The 19,175-nt window shown below is 64.2% G+C and carries 15 protein-coding genes; 9 read left to right on the forward strand and 6 right to left on the reverse strand.

Annotated elements, in window-relative coordinates; all coding sequences use genetic code 11:
* Positions 1-32: 32 nt before the first annotated feature.
* From glpK to CGS25_RS14035, 3 genes are all read right to left on the reverse strand, one after another.
* A complete protein-coding gene (gene glpK, locus CGS25_RS14025) occupies positions 33-1,514 on the reverse strand; it encodes a glycerol kinase GlpK (RefSeq protein ID WP_089032757.1) in 1,482 nt (493 codons plus the stop codon).
* Positions 1,515-1,628: 114 nt separating this feature from the next.
* Entirely contained in the window at positions 1,629-3,263 is a 1,635-nt protein-coding gene (locus tag CGS25_RS14030) for an ATP-binding protein (protein ID WP_089032758.1), read from the reverse strand.
* Positions 3,264-3,309: 46 nt separating this feature from the next.
* Complete coding sequence (locus CGS25_RS14035; RefSeq protein ID WP_089032759.1) at positions 3,310-4,032, reverse strand: response regulator; 723 nt, start codon at positions 4,030-4,032, stop codon at positions 3,310-3,312.
* A 689-nt stretch (positions 4,033-4,721) separates the two neighbouring features.
* Between CGS25_RS14035 and CGS25_RS14040 the strand changes: the two genes are divergently transcribed.
* The 4 genes from CGS25_RS14040 (at position 4,722) to CGS25_RS14055 (ending at position 11,425) form a co-directional block, all read left to right on the forward strand.
* Positions 4,722-7,646 carry a ribonucleoside-diphosphate reductase subunit alpha gene (locus tag CGS25_RS14040; protein ID WP_089032760.1) on the forward strand — a complete coding sequence of 975 codons (2,925 nt, stop codon included), beginning with the start codon at positions 4,722-4,724 and terminating at the stop codon, positions 7,644-7,646.
* A gap of 141 nt (positions 7,647-7,787) precedes the next feature.
* Positions 7,788-9,080: a ribonucleotide-diphosphate reductase subunit beta gene (locus CGS25_RS14045; RefSeq protein ID WP_089032761.1), complete on the forward strand. Its 1,293-nt coding sequence runs from the start codon at positions 7,788-7,790 to the stop codon at positions 9,078-9,080.
* A gap of 146 nt (positions 9,081-9,226) precedes the next feature.
* Complete coding sequence (locus tag CGS25_RS14050; RefSeq protein ID WP_089032762.1) at positions 9,227-9,460, forward strand: hypothetical protein; 234 nt, start codon at positions 9,227-9,229, stop codon at positions 9,458-9,460.
* 321 nt (positions 9,461-9,781) lie between these two features.
* Positions 9,782-11,425 carry an acetolactate synthase large subunit gene (locus CGS25_RS14055; protein WP_089032763.1) on the forward strand — a complete coding sequence of 548 codons (1,644 nt, stop codon included), beginning with the start codon at positions 9,782-9,784 and terminating at the stop codon, positions 11,423-11,425.
* A 121-nt stretch (positions 11,426-11,546) separates the two neighbouring features.
* Here CGS25_RS14055 and CGS25_RS14060 read toward each other — a convergent pair whose 3' ends face one another.
* Positions 11,547-12,440, reverse strand: coding sequence for an SMP-30/gluconolactonase/LRE family protein (locus CGS25_RS14060; protein WP_101675849.1), 894 nt, complete (start codon positions 12,438-12,440; stop codon positions 11,547-11,549).
* 191 nt (positions 12,441-12,631) lie between these two features.
* Here CGS25_RS14060 and CGS25_RS14065 point away from each other — a divergent pair, with 191 nt between their 5' ends.
* Both CGS25_RS14065 and CGS25_RS14070 read left to right on the forward strand, forming a co-directional pair.
* Positions 12,632-13,132, forward strand: a complete 501-nt coding sequence (locus tag CGS25_RS14065) for a DinB family protein (protein WP_101675850.1) — start codon at positions 12,632-12,634, stop codon at positions 13,130-13,132.
* Between the two features lie 50 nt (positions 13,133-13,182).
* Entirely contained in the window at positions 13,183-15,141 is a 1,959-nt protein-coding gene (locus CGS25_RS14070) for a monovalent cation:proton antiporter family protein (RefSeq protein ID WP_101675851.1), read from the forward strand.
* Positions 15,142-15,153: 12 nt separating this feature from the next.
* Here CGS25_RS14070 and CGS25_RS14075 read toward each other — a convergent pair whose 3' ends face one another.
* Positions 15,154-16,179, reverse strand: coding sequence for an AraC family transcriptional regulator (locus CGS25_RS14075; protein ID WP_101675852.1), 1,026 nt, complete (start codon positions 16,177-16,179; stop codon positions 15,154-15,156).
* A gap of 110 nt (positions 16,180-16,289) precedes the next feature.
* Between CGS25_RS14075 and CGS25_RS14080 the strand changes: the two genes are divergently transcribed.
* Positions 16,290-17,144 (forward strand): sterol desaturase family protein, encoded by an 855-nt coding sequence (locus tag CGS25_RS14080; RefSeq protein ID WP_101675853.1) that lies wholly within the window; start codon positions 16,290-16,292, stop codon positions 17,142-17,144.
* Between the two features lie 116 nt (positions 17,145-17,260).
* Positions 17,261-17,689, forward strand: a complete 429-nt coding sequence (gene hpaR, locus CGS25_RS14085; protein WP_101675854.1) for a homoprotocatechuate degradation operon regulator HpaR — start codon at positions 17,261-17,263, stop codon at positions 17,687-17,689.
* Between the two features lie 8 nt (positions 17,690-17,697).
* On the opposite strand, the gene CGS25_RS14090 is transcribed toward hpaR, so the two are convergent.
* Positions 17,698-18,435: a TerC family protein gene (locus tag CGS25_RS14090; RefSeq protein WP_089032770.1), complete on the reverse strand. Its 738-nt coding sequence runs from the start codon at positions 18,433-18,435 to the stop codon at positions 17,698-17,700.
* 199 nt (positions 18,436-18,634) lie between these two features.
* On the opposite strand from CGS25_RS14090, the gene CGS25_RS14095 reads away from it, so the two are divergent.
* Positions 18,635-19,066, forward strand: coding sequence for a DUF3617 domain-containing protein (locus CGS25_RS14095; RefSeq protein ID WP_101675855.1), 432 nt, complete (start codon positions 18,635-18,637; stop codon positions 19,064-19,066).
* Positions 19,067-19,175: the final 109 nt, after the last annotated feature.

Consider the following 19,175-nt stretch of genomic DNA (forward strand, 5'->3'; position numbering starts at 1 on the left):
ATGCCCTGGCTTGCAGCTTGCAGCTTGAAGCTTCAATCCGAACAAACCCGCTTCACCGCCGCCCGCCAGCCCTGATAACGGCGCTCGCGCTCGCTTTCCTGCAACGCCGGTTCGAAAGCCCGTTCACACAACCACTGGCCGGCGATGTCGTCCAGGCTCTGGTACAGGCCACAGCCGAGCCCGGCCAGATACGCCGCGCCCAGGGCGGTGGTTTCGGTGACGCCGGGGCGGTCCACGCGCACGCCCAGCACATCCGCCAGGGTCTGGCTGAGCCAGTTGTTGACCACCATGCCGCCGTCCACCCGCAACGTGGTCGGCCGTTGCTGGCAGTCCGCCGCCATCGCTTCCAGCAGATCACGGGATTGGTAACACACCGCTTCCAAACCGGCGGTGACCACCTCGGCGATGCCGGTGTCGCGGGTCAGCCCGAGCAGCGCACCGCGCGCGTTCGGGTCCCACCAGGGCGCGCCCAGCCCGGTGAAGGCGGGCACCAGATACACGCCCCCGGCGGAACCCACGCGCCGCGCCAGGGCCTCGGTTTCGCTGGCGTGGGAAATCAGATTGAGGCCATCGCGCAACCATTGAATGGCGGCGCCAGCGACGAAAATCGAACCCTCCAGCGCGTAGGTGGTGACGCCGTTCAGGCGATAGGCCACGGTGGTCAGCAGCCGATTCTCGGACACCACCGCCTCGCCGGTATTGATGATCATGAAACACCCGGTGCCGTAGGTGCTTTTCACCATCCCTGGCTGGAAACAGGCCTGGCCCACCAGCGCCGCCTGCTGATCGCCGGCGATGCCACACACCGGCACCGCCGCGCCCAGCAGCTCCGGCGCGCTGGCGCCGAAGCGCCCGGCGCTGTCGCGCACCTCCGGCAACAGCGATTCAGGAATGTCGAACAGCGTCAGCAGCTCCGCGTCCCATTGCTGGCTGTGGATATTGAACAACAGCGTGCGCGAGGCGTTGGTGGCGTCGGTGGCGTGCACCCGGCCCTGGGTAAGCTTCCACAGCAGCCAGCAATCGATGGTGCCGAACGCCAGTTCACCAGCGTCGGCGCGGGCCCGCGCGCCGTCCACGTGATCCAGCAGCCAGGCCAGTTTGGTGGCGGAAAAATAAGGGTCCAGCAGCAGGCCGGTGCGCTCGCGCACGCGCTCCTCGTGGCCGTCCTCTTTCAGGCGCCGGCACAGTTCGGCGGTGCGACGGTCTTGCCAGACAATCGCCCGGGCCAGTGGTTCACCGGTGCGGCGGTCCCACAGCACCGTGGTTTCGCGCTGATTGGTAATGCCGATCGCCGCCAGTTGGTCGGCCTCCACATGGGCGTTGCGCAGCGCCTGGCGGCACACCGCCAGGGTGTCGTTCCAGATCTCCGAGGCATCGTGTTCCACCCAGCCATCGGCGGGAAAATGCTGACGGAATTCCTTCTGGGCCTGGCCCTGAGCCACCCCCGCCTGGTCGAACACAATGGCGCGGGAACTGGTGGTGCCCTGGTCGATGGCAAGAATGTAGGACGGCATAAGAAACACCAAATACAGTTGAGAGTTGACAATGGACAGTTGACAGCGGGCCCTCGAAGCAGTGGACAGAACGGCTTTCAAGCCGGCCCTCTTTTTGCTGTCAACTGTCCACTATCAACTGTCAACTTTATATTTTCTTTCCCGCCCCAACACATGCGACTGGCGTTGTTCGCGGGGCAGAATGACACGAAACCGCGCGCCGCCCCAATCGCTCTGTTCGACGCGGATTTCGCCGCCGTGCCAATCGACAATACGCTTGACGATGGACAAGCCCAAACCGTATCCGCCGCTGGCGCGGTGCCGGCTTTTATCGAGGCGCGCGAAGGGTTTGAATACCCGCTCGCGATGGTGCTCGGCGATGCCCGGGCCGTCGTCGTCCACGTCCAGCACCAACCGCCCCTGGTCTTCACTGATCGTCATGCGCACCCGGCCCTTGGCGTAGCGCAACGCATTGGTGACCAGGTTCTGAAGCACTCGGTGCAGGTAACGCGGGTCTCCCTCCAGAGTAGCGCCACGGTCGCCGCGCGCATCGATCACGATGTCGCCGCGGATCGTCTCCAGCTCGCCAATCAGCTGTTCGCACACTTCGTACAGATAAACGTCCTGGAAATCGATATTCGGCGTGCCCTCTTCCAGGCGCGCATAGGTCAGGATCTCGTCGATCAGATGGTCGAGCTGCTCGATGTCGCGATCCAGATCATTGAGTTTGCCGCGCCGTTCGTCGGCGGATTCGCAGTCGGCGAGCATTTCCAGGCCAAAGCGCAGGCGCGCCACCGGCGTGCGTAATTCATGGGACACCGCCCGGGTCATTTCACGCTGGGCTTCGATCAACCGGCGGATGTGCGCGGTCATGCCATTGAACGCGGCGCCCACCTGGCCAATCGGGTCACTGCCCGGGATGTCCGCGTGGGCGCTGAGATCACCGCTGCCAAGCCGGTTCACGGCATGGTCAAGACGGCGCAAACGCCGTTGCAGAGGGCGCACCTGCATATAGGTGGCCAGCGCCACCAGCACCAACGCGGCGACGCCGGCAATGGCCAGTAATTGCCAGGGAAACTGATCGAACAGGTGCAACGGCCCCATCACCAGCACCCGGCCGCTGTCGCCCATCGGCACGTACAGCAACACACTGGCGTCGCGGCGGGTGCTGTCGGTGAGGGTAAACACCATCTCCTGACGCTCCAGCCGCTGGCGCTGATCCAGATCGAGCATCAGTTGCCCGGCGCCGACCAGATCCAGAGGAAAACCGAACTCCTGCTTAAGCCGCTCGAGTGCGCGCTCCTGCTGCGCCGCCGGTCGGCGCGACAAATACTCCAGCACCAGCGCTCCGGTGGCGCGCGCCTGCTGTTCCGAGAGCCGCGTCACCCGGGTGCTCAGATACAGCGGTTGGCCCTGCACGGCATAGAGCACCTGGGTGGCGCCGCTGTCATTGGCCGGGCGCATCACCACCCGCCCCTCGTCCAGGTGCAGTTTTTCCCGGTAAGAGAGTTTCAGTGCGTCTTTATCGAGCAGTTCCACGGCGGCGCCCATCATGCGGCTGAGCAGCCGGGTCCAGGCGTCCCGGTCGGCGGCACTGGCGCGGTCCTGGTAGCCTTCCGCCAACAGATAGAAAGTGCCGCGGGCCATGCGCTCGCGGTAAAGCTGGGAACGGTAGTCGTTGACCAGTTCAACGCCGGCATAGGTGAGCGCGCCGATCACCAGCAAGGCCACCAGAATGCCGCCGTAAATGCGGATGAAGATGCTGTTCACGTGACCTCTCCGGCCGGCGCCGTCCGGGCCTGAGCGGCGGCCGCCATCAGACGGAGCTGATCTCCTTGACGAACAGATAGCCCTTGGAGCGCACCGTCTTGATACGCTTGGGGTTGTCCGGATCATCACCGACTTTGGGGCGAATGCGCGAAATGCGCACGTCGATGGAGCGATCCTGGCCGTCGTATTGAATGCCGCGCAGCTTCTCGAAGATGGTTTCCCGGGAAAGCACCGTGCCGGCGTTGGAGGCCAGCAACCAGAGCAGATCGTATTCAGCGCTGGTCAGATCCACCGACTCGCCGCGCAGGGAGACCTCGCGGGCGGAATTGTCGATCACCAACACGCCGAATTCCAAACGCGCCGGCGAGCTGTCACGCTCGCTGTCGGTCTCGACCCGGCGCAGCAAGGCGCGAATGCGCGCCAGCAGCACCCGTGGCTTGACCGGCTTGGCGACGTAATCGTCGGCGCCCATTTCCAGCCCCAGCACCTGATCCATGTCGTCGGTGCGGGCAGTGAGCATGAGAATCGGATTCTTGAAGGTGCCACGCACCTCGCGGCATACGGTCAGGCCATCGGCCCCCGGCAGCATCAGATCCAATACCACCAGATCGGGCTGCTCGGCGCGGATCCGGCGAATCGCCTCTTCGCCGTCCCCGACCACGGTGACCACAAGGCCGTTGGATTCAAGATATTCACAGGTGAGATCGGCCAGACGTTCGTCGTCTTCGACGATCATGATAGTCGGCGGGTTATCCTGCACGGTTGTCATCCCGTCGTTGTCCTTATCGATGCGTTTTTGTACGGGCCGGCATGCCCCCGCGAAAAATGCGCTTTGCGCCACCGGCGTGCCCAGGCCCCTTCCAACCCCGAAAGATGGGCGGCCCGTGCGTCCTTTTATACGCATACCGGTGCGCTTGGGCAACAGGAATGCAGCTCTTACACAGCACTATATATGGGGGCCGGGGGTCAGCGCCATGGCGCCGCCAGCGCAGGCCGCTTTCCTGCACAACCCACCCACAAATTATCCACAGGATTTCCCCAGTCGACGGGCTTGCAAAAGCACCAGGGCACCTATAACTTGTAGCAATGTCGGGCAGCGACCCCTACATGTTGGGTTTTTGTAAAATTTTCCGCATCATCGGGCACATTCTCTTCCGCCCCCTGGAAAACGCCGCCGATTCAACCATTTACGGTTTCCGACGACGAACCCGGCCGCCGCCCCCGATAAGGCAAACCACAATATATGGTGTTTTTACCTGGAACAGACACTGTTCCGGGTATCGCGCCTTCCGCCACCGGCCGCACCCGCCGGATGCCCACGGAAAGCGGGCACGTCGGATCGATCGAGTGAATCGGACAGGTCGAATGGATCGAATGGATCAAATCAAAAGCACTGCTCAAGAATTGCACAGCGCAGTCAGCACAGACTCAGTCAGCACAAACAACGGAGAGGGCATCATGCATACGGATACCAGTCGCGAACAGGCGCGCCCCGGTGGCCGCGATACCGGCGTGAGCGCGGAACAGGACGTCACCAGCACGGCTCCCGGCCAATTGCGCGTGATCAAGCGCAACGGCAAGGTGCTCGCCTACGATGACGACAAGATCACCGTGGCGATCACCAAGGCCTTTCTGGCCGTGGAAGGCGGCACCGCCGCCGCCAGTTCGCGCATTCACGAAACCGTGGAGCGTCTGACCGAACAGGTCAGCGCCACCTTTAAGCGCCGTATGCCCTCCGGCGGCACCATTCACATCGAAGAGATCCAGGACCAGGTGGAACTGGCTCTGATGCGCAATGGCGAGCACAAGGTGGCCCGCGATTACGTGCTCTACCGCGAGCAGCAGGCGCGCAAACGCGCCGAACGCAGCGATGGCCTGCGCGAGCCCAAGCACAAGGTGGACATGAGCGTGACCATGGAAGACGGCAGCCGCGCGCCGCTGGACATGGCCCGCCTGGAACACCTGATCCACGAAGCCTGCCGCGGGCTGGAGCAGGTGCACCCGGACAAAATCATCGCCGAGACCGTCAAGAATCTGTACGACGGCGTCTCCATCAAGGACGTCAACACCTCCATGGTGATGACCGCCCGCACCATGATCGAGATGGAGCCCAACTACTCCCAGGTCACCGCCCGGCTGCTGATGGACAAGATCCGCGCCGAGGCATTGCAATACCTGGGCGTGGCGGAGCGCGCCAACCAGCAGGAAATGGAAAGCCTCTACGGCGAAGCGCTGGCCGCCTATGTGCACAAGGGCATCGAGTTCGAGCTGTTGAGCCCGGAACTGGCCGAGTACGACCTGGCGAAGCTGGGCGCCGCGATCCAGGGCGAGCGCGATCTGCAGTTCTCTTACCTGGGCCTGCAGACCCTCTACGACCGTTACTTCATTCACCACAACGACACTCGCATCGAACTGCCGCAGTGCTTCTTCATGCGCGTGGCGATGGGGCTGGCGATCCGTGAAGACCAACATGAAGGGAAGCGTGAAGAGCGCGCCATCGAGTTCTACAATCTGCTCTCCAGCTTCGATTACATGAGCTCCACGCCGACCCTGTTCAACGCCGGCACCCTGCGTCCGCAGCTCTCAAGCTGCTACCTGACCACGGTGCCCGATGATCTGTCCGGCATTTACAGCGCCATCCACGACAACGCCATGCTCAGCAAATTCGCCGGCGGCCTGGGCAACGACTGGACCCCGGTGCGCGCGCTGGGCGCCTACATCAAAGGCACCAACGGCAAATCCCAGGGCGTGGTGCCGTTTTTGAAAGTGGTCAACGACACCGCCGTGGCGGTCAACCAGGGCGGCAAGCGCAAGGGCGCGGTCTGTGCCTACCTGGAAACCTGGCACATGGACATCGAAGAGTTCATCGAGCTGCGCAAGAACACCGGCGACGACCGCCGCCGCACCCACGACATGAACTCCGCCAACTGGATTCCGGACCTGTTCATGAAGCGCGTGGTCAACGAACAGGACTGGACCCTGTTCAGCCCCAACGACACCCCGGACCTGCATGACCTGTACGGCGAGGCGTTCGAAAAGCGCTATGAAGAATACGAGGCGATGACCCGCGACGGCCGCATGAAGCTGTATAAGCGCCTGCCGGCCATCAACCTGTGGCGCAAAATGCTCTCCATGCTGTTCGAAACCGGCCACCCCTGGTTCACCTTCAAGGACCCGTGCAACCTGCGCAGCCCGCAGCAGCACGTCGGCGTGGTGCATTCGTCCAACCTGTGCACCGAGATCACCCTGAACACCAACCGCGAGGAAATCGCGGTGTGCAACCTGGGTTCGGTGAACCTGGCCCAGCACGTGGACGGCAATGGTCTGGACCGGGAAAAACTCGCCCGCACGGTGAAAACCGCGGTGCGCATGCTCGACAACGTGATCGACATCAACTACTACAGCGTGCCCCAGGCGGAGCGTTCCAACATGAAGCACCGGCCGGTGGGCCTGGGCATCATGGGCTTCCAGGACGCGCTCTACCGCCAGGGCCTGAGCTACGCCTCCCGTGACGCGGTCGACTTCGCCGACCAGTCCATGGAAGCGGTCAGCTATTACGCGATCCAGGCTTCCGCCAAACTGGCCGAGGAACGCGGCGCCTACCAGACCTTCGACGGTTCACTGTGGAGCCAGGGCATTCTGCCGATCGACTCCATCGATATCCTGGTCAAACAGCGCGGCGAGGAATACTGCCAGGTGGACCGCAGCCAGACCCTGGATTGGGAGAGCGTGCGCGCCATGGCCAAAAAAGGCATGCGCAACTCCAACGTGATGGCGATCGCGCCGACCGCCACCATCGCCAACATCACCGGGGTGTCGCAATCCATCGAGCCCACCTACCAGAACCTGTACGTGAAATCGAACCTGTCCGGCGAGTTCACCGTGGTCAATCCCTACCTGGTCAACGCCTTGAAAGAGCGCGGCCTGTGGGACAACGTGATGGTCAACGACCTCAAGTACTACGACGGTTCGGTGCTGCCCATCGAGCGGGTGCCGGCGGATCTCAAAGAGCAGTTCCGCACCGCCTTCGAGGTGGAACCACGCTGGATGGTGGAAGCCGCCAGCCGCCGCCAGAAGTGGATCGATCAGGCGCAGTCGCTGAACCTCTACATCGCCGACGCCAACGGCAAGAAGCTGGACGTGACCTACAAGATGGCCTGGCTGCTGGGTCTGAAAACGACCTACTACCTGCGCGCCATCAGCGCCACGCAAACGGAGAAATCCACCGTCAACGACACCAAGCTCAACCGGGTTTCGTCTGGCGGTGGTGACGCCTCCTTCAGCGGCGGCGAAACCGCCGCCCCGGAAGCGGAGTTCGGCCAGGCCGCGGACGTACCCCAGGCCTGCTCCCTCGACGACCCGGATTGCGAGGCGTGCCAATAAAGACGCCGGACGCTTGACGCCAGACGCGAGACGCCAAACCCGCTTTTAAAGCGTCCGGCGTCAGGCGTCCAGCGTCAGGCCACTTGAGGAATGCACCACCGGTGACGCCAAGGCGCCACCCTGAAAGAATGGAGAAGACACATGCTGAGCTGGGACGATTTTCATGCGCAAGAGACGCCCATCCACAAGCAGCCCGGCGGCGCGCAACCAACGCCACCGCAATCTGAGCCGCTATCTGAGAAAGCGGCACCTGCACCTCAAGCACCGGCAGCGGGAAGTGCAGCGGATGATCAATCTGGACGAGGACAATCACCCGGACGATCCAACGCCGCCGTGACCGACGCCGTGGTGCGCGCCCAGCAGGCGGTCGCGGAGATGGACATCAGCGAAGGGGTGGCGGAGCTGGAAGGCACCGCCGGCCGCGTCGAGGTGGACGACAAGCGCATGATCAACTGCCGCGCCGACCTCAACCAACTGGTGCCCTTCAAATACGACTGGGCCTGGCAGAAATACCTGGACGGCTGCGCCAACCACTGGATGCCCCAGGAAGTAAACATGAACGCCGATCTGGCGTTGTGGAAAAAAGAAGACGGCCTCACCGACGACGAACGCCGCATCGTCAAGCGCAACCTGGGCTTCTTCTCCACCGCCGACTCCCTGGTCGCCAACAACCTGGTGCTGGCCATCTACCGGCTGATCACCAATCCAGAGTGCCGCCAGTACATTCTGCGTCAGTCCTTCGAAGAGGCGATCCACACCCACGCCTACCAGTACTGCATCGAATCCCTGGGCATGGACGAAGGCGAGATCTTCAACATGTACCAGGAGATCCCCTCGGTGGCCAAGAAAGCCCAGTGGGGCATTGAGTACACCCGCGAGATTTCCGACCCGGCTTTCACCACCGGCACCCCGGAAACCGACAAAGCGCTGTTGCAGAACCTGATCGCGTTCTACTGCGTGCTGGAAGGGATTTTCTTCTACTGTGGCTTCACCCAGATTCTCTCCATGGGCCGCCGCAACAAAATGACCGGCGTCGCCGAGCAGTTCCAGTACATCCTGCGCGACGAATCCATGCACGTGAACTTCGGCGTCGACGTGATCAACCAGATCAAACTGGAAAACCCGCAACTGTGGGACCAGCAAATGCGCGACAAAGCCACCCAGATGATCCTGGAAGGCACCGAGCTGGAAATCCAATACGCCCGCGACACCATGCCGCGCGGCGTGCTCGGCATGAACGCCGCGATGATGGAAGAATACCTGCAGTTCATCGCCAACCGCCGCCTCACCCAGCTCGGCCTGCCCGAGCAATTCAAGGGCGTCACCAACCCCTTCCCCTGGATGAGCGAGATCATGGATCTGCGCAAAGAGAAAAACTTCTTTGAAACCCGGGTCACCGAATACCAGGTCGGCGGCGCGCTGAGCTGGGATTAAAGCACCAGGCTACAAGCGACAAGCTGCAAGCGGGACCACCTCTCTGGAAGTGCTTCACTTGCGGCTTGCGACTTGCGGCCCCCCTTGGGGGTTTGTCCTCACCGCTATCCTTTGGCACCATACCGGCATCACCCCCGGAGGCCTTGATGAGCGACCACAACGACGATTTCCGCGACGACTACCGAGAGGAAGCGCGCGAGCTGCTCTCCACCATTGAACAGGTGGAAGAGACGCTGTCGGTGATGACCACGGTGGTCAGCCAGCTCAAGGAACAGGTGGCCACCCACCTGGACGACGAAGACGACGAGCTGCGCACCGTGGAAATGAGCGCCGAGGAATTCCTGGAGCAGTGCGAGAACCTGGAAGGGACCTGGCACTGAGAAAGCGCTGGCGCGCGCTTCAAGCTTCAAGCTTCAAGCTTAAGTCAAAACCCGCCTCTGACAGCTTTGCGGCTACGCATAAGCCAGTTTGCGTGAGTCCCAGGATGAAAAGGCCGGCACGCTTGAAGCTTGAAACCTGAAGCTTGAAGCGCGCTGCGCGCCAGCGCCAGCGCCCCCACAGGCATTCCCAATGCCACGCATCAGTATTCACCATACCGCCCCGCCCCGCCGGCGCGTTATAGTATCCGCCAACGTCACTACCCCCCATGCGCACAGAGCATCGTCATGGCGCGACCACCGGCGCCGGAAGGAGAAGGTTGAATGAAAGCTTCGGATTTATTCGTTCGCGCCCTGGAAGCCGAAGGCGTTGAGTATGTGTTCGCCATTCCCGGCGAAGAGAACCTGGACCTGCTGGAATCCCTGCGTGGCTCCAAGCAGATCAAGCTGGTGGTGACCCGCCACGAACAGGGCGCCGGGTTCATGGCCGCCACCTACGGCCGGCTCACCGGCCGCGCCAGCGTGTGTCTCTCCACGCTCGGCCCCGGCGCCACCAACCTGGTGACGCCCGCCGCCTACGCCCAGCTCGGCGCCATGCCGATGGTGGTAATCACCGGCCAGAAGCCGATCAAATCCAGCAAGCAGGGCCAGTTCCAGATCATCGATGTGGTCGACATGATGCGGCCGATCACCAAGTTCACCAAGACCGTGGTCAGCGGCGACACCATTCCGGCGCGCATCCGCGAAGCGTTTCGCCGCGCCCAGGAAGAGCGGCCCGGCGCCACCCACCTGGAGCTGCCCGAGGACATCGCCCGCGAGCATTCCTCCATGCCGGTGCTTGAGCCCAGCCTGACCCGCCGTCCGATCGCCGAAGACAAAGCCATCTGCCGCGCCGTGGAAGCCATCCAGGGCGCGCGCAAGCCGCTGTTGCTGGTGGGCGCCGGCGCCAACCGCAAGCTGACCAGCAAAATGTTGCGCCAGTTCATTGAGAAACTGGGCATCCCGGTGATCACCACCCAGATGGGCAAGGGCGTGGTCGATGAAACCGGCCCGCACTTTCTCGGCAACACCGCGCTCTCCGATGGCGACTTCGTGCACCGTGCCATCAGCGCCGCCGATCTGATCATTAACGTCGGCCACGACGTGGTGGAAAAGCCGCCGTTCTTCATGCGTCCCGGCGGCGCCGAAGTGGTGCACATTAACTTCAGCTCCGCCGAGGTCGACCCGGTCTACTTTCCGCAAATTGAAGTAGTCGGCGACATCGCCAACAGCCTGTGGCAACTCAAGGAGCGGCTCGAACCCCAGGAGCACTGGAGCTTCGCCGACTTCCACCGGGTGCGCGACGCCCTGCAGGCGCACATCAGCGAAGGCATCCGCGATGACCGCTTCCCGATTCTGCCGCAACGGCTGGTGCACGAAGTGCGCAAGGTAATGCCCGACGACAGCACCATCGCGCTGGACAACGGCATGTACAAAATCTGGTTCGCGCGCAACTACCCGGCCACCCACCCCAACACCGTGCTGCTGGACAACGCCCTGGCCAGCATGGGCGCCGGCCTGCCCTCGGCGATGGCGGCGAAAATGGTGCACCCGGACCGCCGCGTGATGGCGGTGTGCGGCGACGGCGGCTTCATGATGAACTCCCAGGAGCTGGAAACCGCGGTGCGCATGCGCCTGGATCTGGTGGTGCTGATTCTGCGCGACGACGGCTACGGCATGATCAAGTGGAAGCAGGCGCAAATGGAGTTCCACGACTTTGGCCTGGATTTCCACAACCCGGACTTCGTCGCCTACGCCAAAGCCTACGGCGCCCAGGGCCACCGGGTGGAAAGCACCGACGGCCTCGGCCCCCTGATCGAGGAATGCTTCGCCGCCGGCGGCGTGCACGTGATCGACCTGCCAGTGGATTACTCTGACAACGATCGCGTTCTCAACCAGGAAATCCGCGAGCTCAGTAGTAAGGTCTGAGGCGGGTGTTCAGTGTTCAGTGTTCGCGGGTACCGCCTTTCGGCGGTACCCGCGCCCGCCGCAACTCACCCGATACCGTGGCCTCCGCGAACGCGCACTGAACACTGAAAACTGAAAACCCCTACCTCCTCATCCTTTCCCAATCCGCCCCCGGATATGGCGCCACGAACGATTCCACCGCGCCCCGTTTGTCCAGGGTCACGAACACCCGCCGGCCGTCCTCGCCACCGAAGGTGAGATTGGTGGGATAGCGCCCTTTCAGGGGCACGCTGCGCAGCCATTTGCCCCGCGGCGACACCACCGCCAGCTCCCCGGCGCCGTAGCGCGCCACGTAAAGATTGCCGCGCACGTCGGCGCGCAGGCCATCCAGGCCGTGCCCTTTGAATTCAATCAGCACCCGGCCACCGCTGAGGCCGGCATCGGCGCCCACATCAAACACCCGTATGCGGCGTTGGCGGGTCTCCGCCACATAGAGCCGGCGGCCATCCGGGCTCAGGGCAATGCCATTGGCGGTGCCCAAACCGTCGGCCACCACCCGCGTCCGGCCGTCCGCGCTCACGTACCAGACGCGGCCGCTGCCGCTGCGCCAGTCGGGGTCGCTGGCGTACACGCCGCCGTCGGCGGCCAGGGTGAGATCGTTGGGCTGGTGCATGCGCGGTTCATGCACCCAGACACTCACCGATTGGTCCGCCGGGTCGATGCGCAGAATATTGTGGCCACGGTGGTCGGCGGCGTACAACCGGCCATCCCGGCCAAAGCGCAAACCGCTGGCCACGCTGCCCGCCGGCAGCGTCAGGAACAGGCGCGCCTTGCCCTGGCCAGAGACCCGGCCGATGGTGCCCGGCCGGGCAAAGTTGACCACGTAAAGCGCACCGTCCGGGCCCACCGCCGGCCCTTCGATGCCCCTCGGAAAGACCCCCTCACCGACCCAGTCGCGGCTCGCCGGTGGCGCCGCCTGGCCGGCGCCGGCCGCCAGCATCAACACCACCACGCACCCGCGTTCAACCCTGCCCATGCCTTTGCTCCCATCGTCGGCGCAACACCGTGGTCATTCTCCACATCGATAATGCCAGGGTCCGCGCCGCCTGGCCTGTTTATCCAAGCCCGCGCCACCGGCCTTTCCTCTTGGCCCGGGGCTGTATTACATTCAACTGCCCTTGACCCTGTGTTTTCAGGGGCACCACCGCGCGCCCCACGGAGGCCACCATGTGGCGAGATCATTACCACCGCCTGACACGCTATAACCGTTGGCAGAACGAGCACATCTACCGGCTCTGCGAACAACTCGACGACAGCCAGCGCAAGGCCATGCGCGGCCTGTTTTTCCATTCCATCCACGGCACTCTCAATCATCTGCTGCTCACCGACCGGCTCTGGCTGGGCCGCTTTACCGGCCAGCCGTTCGAGGTCGACGGGCTCGATCAGGAGCTGTACCAGGATTTCGGCACTCTGCGGAACCAGCGGGCGCTGACCGACGCGCACCTGGCCGACTACGCCGCCACCCTGGACGACACCCGGCTCGCCGAGGCCACCCTCGGTTATACCTCCGCCTCCACCGGCCGGGCCCGTGAGTTCCCGCTGACGCTGTGCCTCACCCATCTGTTCAATCATCAGACCCACCACCGCGGCCAGATCACCACCGCGCTGTGCCAGCTTGGTCTGGACGTCGGCGTCACCGATCTGATTTTCATGCCCGAGCACGCCTGAACGCCCCGAGCGCGCTACCCTCAAGTCAGCCAACGGAGATCGAAAAACTCATGCACGACACGCTGACGCTGGTGGTGGTACTGCTTGGCCTGGCCGTGGCCGCGGTGGTGGTGTTCCGCCGCCTGTATCTGCCGCCGATTCTTGCCTACCTGTGCGCCGGCGTGCTGGCCGGCCCTGGCGGCTTCGGCTGGGTGGCGGACATCACGCCGGTTCAGCATCTCGCCGAGTTCGGCATTGTGTTCCTGATGTTTTCCCTGGGGCTGGAATTCTCCATGCCGCGACTGCTGGCGCTGCGCCGGGTGGTGTTTGGCGCCGGGCCGTTGCAGGTGCTGTGCACCGCGCTGCCGGTGTTCCTGGTGATGCGCCTGCTCGGTTTCGACACCGCCATCGCGCTGATCGGCGCCGGCGCGCTGGCGCTCTCTTCCACCGCCATCGTGATCCGCGATTTGATCAGCCGTGGCGCGGTCAATACCAGCTACGGCCGCGCCGCCACCGGCGTGCTGCTGTTTCAGGATCTCGCCGCGGTGGTGATGCTGGTGTTGCTGCCGGTGTTCGCCGACCCCGCCGGCGGCTCGCCGTTGCCGATGGCGGCTCTGACCCTGTTCAAGGCGCTGCTGCTGTTCGCCGGCATCTACGTGATCGGCAAGTGGGTGCTGCCCCGCGCCCTGGACGAAACCGGCCGCGCCCGCTCCGACGAGGTGTTCGTGATGACCGCCCTGCTGTTGGCGCTGGTGGCCGCCTGGGTGACTCATCTGCTGGGCCTGTCCATGGCTCTGGGCGCCTTTCTGGCGGGCATGATGCTCGGCGAGAGCCACTTCCGCCACCAGATCGAGGCGGACATCCGGCCGTTTCGCGATCTGCTGCTGGGGCTGTTTTTCATGGGCGTGGGCATGCTGGTGTCGCCAGCGCTGCTGCTCAGCCAGTGGCATTGGATTCTGCTCGCCGCCGCCTCGCTGATGCTGCTGAAAAGCACCTTGCTGGCCGGCCTGTTGAAACTGCTCGGCGAACGGGCGGAAACCGCCCTGCGCACCGGCCTGATGCTCGCCCAGGGCGGCGAGTTCGGCTTCGTGCTGGTGGCCCTGGCGGTGGCCTACCAACTGATGAGCGCCGAACAGGCCGGGCTGCTGGTTTCGATAGCGGTGCTGACGATGGCGGCGACGCCGGCGCTGCTCAGCCAAAGCGATCCGCTCACCCGCAAACTTCTGGCGCGCTGGGAACAGGCCCCGGACAACCCGATGATCGACGAACACACCCGCGGCCACGTGCTGTTGTGCGGCTATGGGCGGGTGGGTCAGAACCTGATGCGCTATTTAAAGCGCTTTCACATCGAAGCGGTGGCCATCGACACCGATCTGGTGCGCATCCGCGAAGCCGGGCAAAGCGGCGAACGGCTGCTCTACGGCGACGCCACCCGCAAGGACCTGCTGGAGCGCGCCGGCATCCACCGCGCCAGCCTGCTGGTGGTGACCTTCGACGACGCCCGCCTGGCCGAACGCATCCTGCACACCGCCCATCAACTTTGCCCGGACCTGCGCGTGCTGGTGCGCACCCGCGACGACACCCACCTGGACGAGTTACTCAGCGCCGGCGCCGCCGAGGTGGTGCCCGAGGTGTTGGAAGCGTCGCTGATGCTGGTCGCCCACGCGCTGATGATGCTTGATGTGCCGTTTGGCAAAGTGCTGGCGATGCTGCGCCAGAGCCGCCGCGAGCGCTACAAGCTGCTGCGCGGTTACTACCACGGCGAATCCCTGCCCACCAGCGACCGCGCCGGCAATCCGTATCGGCTGCTGCACGCCGTGACCCTGGGCCCACAAGCCGCCGCCATCGGCAAACGGCTCGACCAACTGGGGCTTGCCGAACGCCAGGTGGAGGTGCAATCGCTGCGCCGTGGCGAGCGCACCCTCAACCACCCGGGCGGCGACCAGCGCCTGGAAAACGGCGACATCCTGATTCTCTATGGGCCGCTGGAGGCGGTCGAGGCCAGCGAAGAGAAATTGCTCGGCGGCTGATCGGTGCCCGGCTCAGTGCGCCGCGCCGGTACGCCGCCACTGCGCCGGGCTCAGCCCGCTCCACAGCTTGAACGCCCGGGAAAACGCGCTGTGCTCGGAGTAGCCGAGCAGCGCCGCCACCTCCACCAGCTCCAGCCGCGAATCGCTCAGGTAAGCCCGCGCCAACCGATAACGGGTGCGCTCAAGCAGATCCTGGAAACGCTCGCCGCGTTGCTGCAACCGCCGTTGCAAGGTACGCACACTGACGTGATTGAGCGCCGCCAGCGCTTCCAGCGTCGGCCGGCGCTCACGCATCAGCCGCGCCAGCTGGGCGGCAAAGCGGTCCTCGCCTTCCCCATGCCGCGCCAGCAGCGCCTCCGCCTGGCCATCCAGAATCGCCAGCAGGTTCGGGTCGGGCGCCCGCAACGGCAAGGTCAGATAAGACATCGGCACCCGCAGGAATGTCTCCGCCTGCCCGAACAGCACCTCGCCGGCGAAATACGCCTGGTAGGGCGCCAGATCGGCGGGTCGCGGATTCACGAACCCGACCCGTTCCACCGGCTTGGCCTCGCCCAGCACATCGCGCACGATCTGCACCACCGCCGCCACACCGGTCTCGTCCACCAACTGGCCGGACAGACCGCGCTCCACCCCCCAGCGAATTTCCACCCAGTCGCCATGCGTTTCCACGCGCGCCGGGTTCACGTCGTAGATCAGCCGGTGATAGCGCTCCATGCGCGCCAGGCCCTCGCCCAGATTGGCGCCGCTGAGCACCACATAACCGAGCAATCCGAAATGCCGTGGCGTAATGGTACGCCCCACCGCCAGCCCCAGCGCCGGCTCCTTCAACAAGGCGTTGGCCCGCGCCAACGCCCGCTCCCAGAACAGCAGCGGCACCCGCTCCAGGCCCGGCGCGATTTCCTCCACCGGCATCCGCCCCAGCAGCGCCAGCGCGTCCACCCCGCGGGCGTCCAGATAGTCGTACAAAAGCTGCGCGTAGGTCGCGGCCACGTAGTTATCGCCAGGCGGCCCGGCGTCGGGGTAAGCGGCATAAGTCATGGCGCTATTTGTCAAAAAATAGGCCGGCGCTGTCAAGCATGGAAACACCGGGCCTGGGACACTGCCTCTCTGTCACCCGCCTCTCTGTTCCCCCATCGTGGATCACCGTTATGAACGACCTTTTCTCACAACTGGACTGGCGCGCCCTGGTGCTGCCCGCCATGGTGCCGCTGTTTCTCGCCGCCCTGCTCGCCGAGGCAGCGCGCTTTCGCGGGCGCGGGCGCTTTCTCGCCCGCGACTCCTTCGCCAGCATCGGTTTGGGCGCCCTGTACATGGTGTTCGACACCCTGGTCACCGTGACCCTGGTGGCGCTGGTGTTTCAGTGGGCCTGGCATCACCGCCTGTTCGACATCACCATGACACCGCTCACCGGCGTGCTGCTGTTCGCTCTGCTGGAGCTGTGCTACTACGCCTTCCACCGCGCCAGCCACCGTGTCCGCTGGTTCTGGAGCGCCCACGTGGCGCACCACTCCAGCACCTACATGAATTTCTCCACCGCCATGCGGCAAAGCGCGCTCTACGCCCTGGGTGGCAACTGGCTGTTCTACCTGCCCCTGGCGCTGCTCGGCTTTGAACCGGTGTGGATCTTCTTCATGCTCACGGTGAATCTGGCCTATCAATATTTCGTGCACACCCAATGGGTCGGCAAGCTGCACCCGGCCATCGAATTCATTTTCAACACCCCCAGCCACCACCGCGCCCACCACGGCCGCAACCCGGAATACATCGACCGCAACTACGGCGGCATCGTGATTCTTTACGATCGCCTGTTCGGCACCTTCGTGGAAGAGCAAGACCAGGTCCCGGTGCAATACGGCATCACCCGCCCGGTGAACAGCTTCAACCCGCTGTGGCTGACGGTGCACGAATGGGTCGCCATGTTCCGCGACGCCGCCCGCCCCGGCCCGCTCAAACAGCGCCTCAAGCACTTCTGGGCGCCACCGGAATGGGAGCGCGACGACTAGCGCACACCGCCAACTGGCGGCGCCGGCGTTAACAACGGTATTCTTTGCCGGAAACGCCCGCCCCGATTGGCCGGCTCTCCCTCTGAACCGACCCAGCAAAAGGACACCCGCGCCGCATGCCCGAACCGACGCCCTCCCTGACCCTGGCTCTGCTGCAAGGGCGCGAAGCCGCGATGGGTTTCTTCCGGCCCCTGCTCAATCAACACGGCATCACCGAACAGCAGTGGCGGGTCATCCGTATTCTCAAACAGGCCCCGGAATACACCCTGGAGAGCTATCGCCTGGCCGAGCTGGCCTGCATTCCGCGCCCCAGCCTCACCGGCGTGCTGATGCGCCTGGAACGGGATGGCTACCTGCGCCGCTGGAAGCCCGAGAACGACCAACGCCGCCTGTGCATCACCCTCGCCGACGAAGCCCACCAGCTGTTCGACGCCATGAGCGACGAAATCAATCGGCAGTACCGGACAATCCGCGAACAGCTCGGCGGCGAGGACTACCAGACCCTGATGGGCCTGCTGGAGCGCCTGCGGCGCATTCAGCCCTGAGGCTCTGCTCAGCGCGCTTGCGCCGCCTTTTTGCGGCCCGCGCGCACGCGCAGATTGAGCATCTCCACGGCGAAACTGAACGCCATCGCGAAGTAGATGTAGCCCTTGGGAATATGGAACTCCAGGCCATCGGCGATCAACGCCGTGCCCACCAGCACCAGGAACGACAACGCCAGCATCTTCAGCGTCGGGTGCTCGGTGATAAAGCGGCCGATGGCATTGGCGAACACCATCATAAAGCCCACCGCGATCACCACCGCGATCACCATTACCTCAAGGTGATTGGCCATGCCCACCGCGGTGATCACCGAATCCAGCGAGAACACCAGATCGAGCACCGCGATCTGCGCCAGAATCGCGAAAAAAGACGCCGTTGCGCCCTTGCGCACCGACGCCGGCGCCGCCTCGTCATCCTCAATGGAATGATGAATTTCCAACACCGATTTCGCCAACAGGAACAACCCGCCCACGATCAATACCAGATCGCGCCCGGAAATCCCCTGGCCCAGCACCACGAACAGATCGGCGGTGAGCTTGGTCAGCCAGGCCAGCGACGCCAGCAACCCCAGCCGCATCACCATCGCCAGCCCCAGCCCGATCAGCCGTGCCCGGGGGCGCTGCTTCTCCGGCAACCGGTCCACCAGAATGGAGAGGAAAATAATGTTGTCGATGCCCAGCACGATTTCCAGGGCGGTCAGGGTGGCCAGGGCAATCCAGGCCTCGGGGGAGGTGATCCATTCCAACATAGCGGGCTACCTGCAAAGGGCTTCACCCGTAGCGGGCGACGTTTCCCGCAGTATAGGGGTTGGCGCGCGCGGCGCCAGTGCACGGCTTGCCAACACCAGCGCCGACCGCGATAGTGGCCACTGAACCCGGACAGGCGCGCGCACGCCGCGCCCAGGCGAAGAGAAAGAAGCCCGCCACCCACCGACAAGGACTGCCGCCATGACACCGAAATCGCTCGCCCTGCTGCTCAGCCTCGCCGCCCTGCCTGCCTTCGCCCAAGCCGACGACTACCTCGAACCGGGCCAATGGAAACAAACCATCCAGGCCAGCCAGCCCGGCGGGCAAGCGATGCCGGCGCGCACCATGAACCGCTGCCTCAGCGCCGCCGACGTCGCCGACCTGCGCGGCGCCCTCACCAACAATCAGCAAAGTGGCTGCCAGGTGGACGACTACCAGCGCAACGGCAATCAAGTGAACTGGACGGTGAGCTGCAACGGCGAACCGGCCAGCGTCACCCACGGCGAAATGACCCGGCAAAGCCCACGCGCCTACCGCATCAACCTGGAGGTCGCCACTACCGTGCAAGGCGAAACCCGCACCACTCAAGTGCAAGGCCAGGCGGAACGGATTGGCGACTGTCCGAAAGAATAGAGGTTCAGTTTTCAGTCGGGCCGCTGCCGGCCTGCCCTACGCGGCGCTGTAGAGGGAGCGTGTTTTTTTGTAGGAGAGGCAGGGCGGCGTTCCGCCCAGCCAGCAACAG

The organism is Alloalcanivorax mobilis, from assembly GCF_002864685.1.
GTDB lineage: Bacteria > Pseudomonadota > Gammaproteobacteria > Pseudomonadales > Alcanivoracaceae > Alloalcanivorax > Alloalcanivorax mobilis.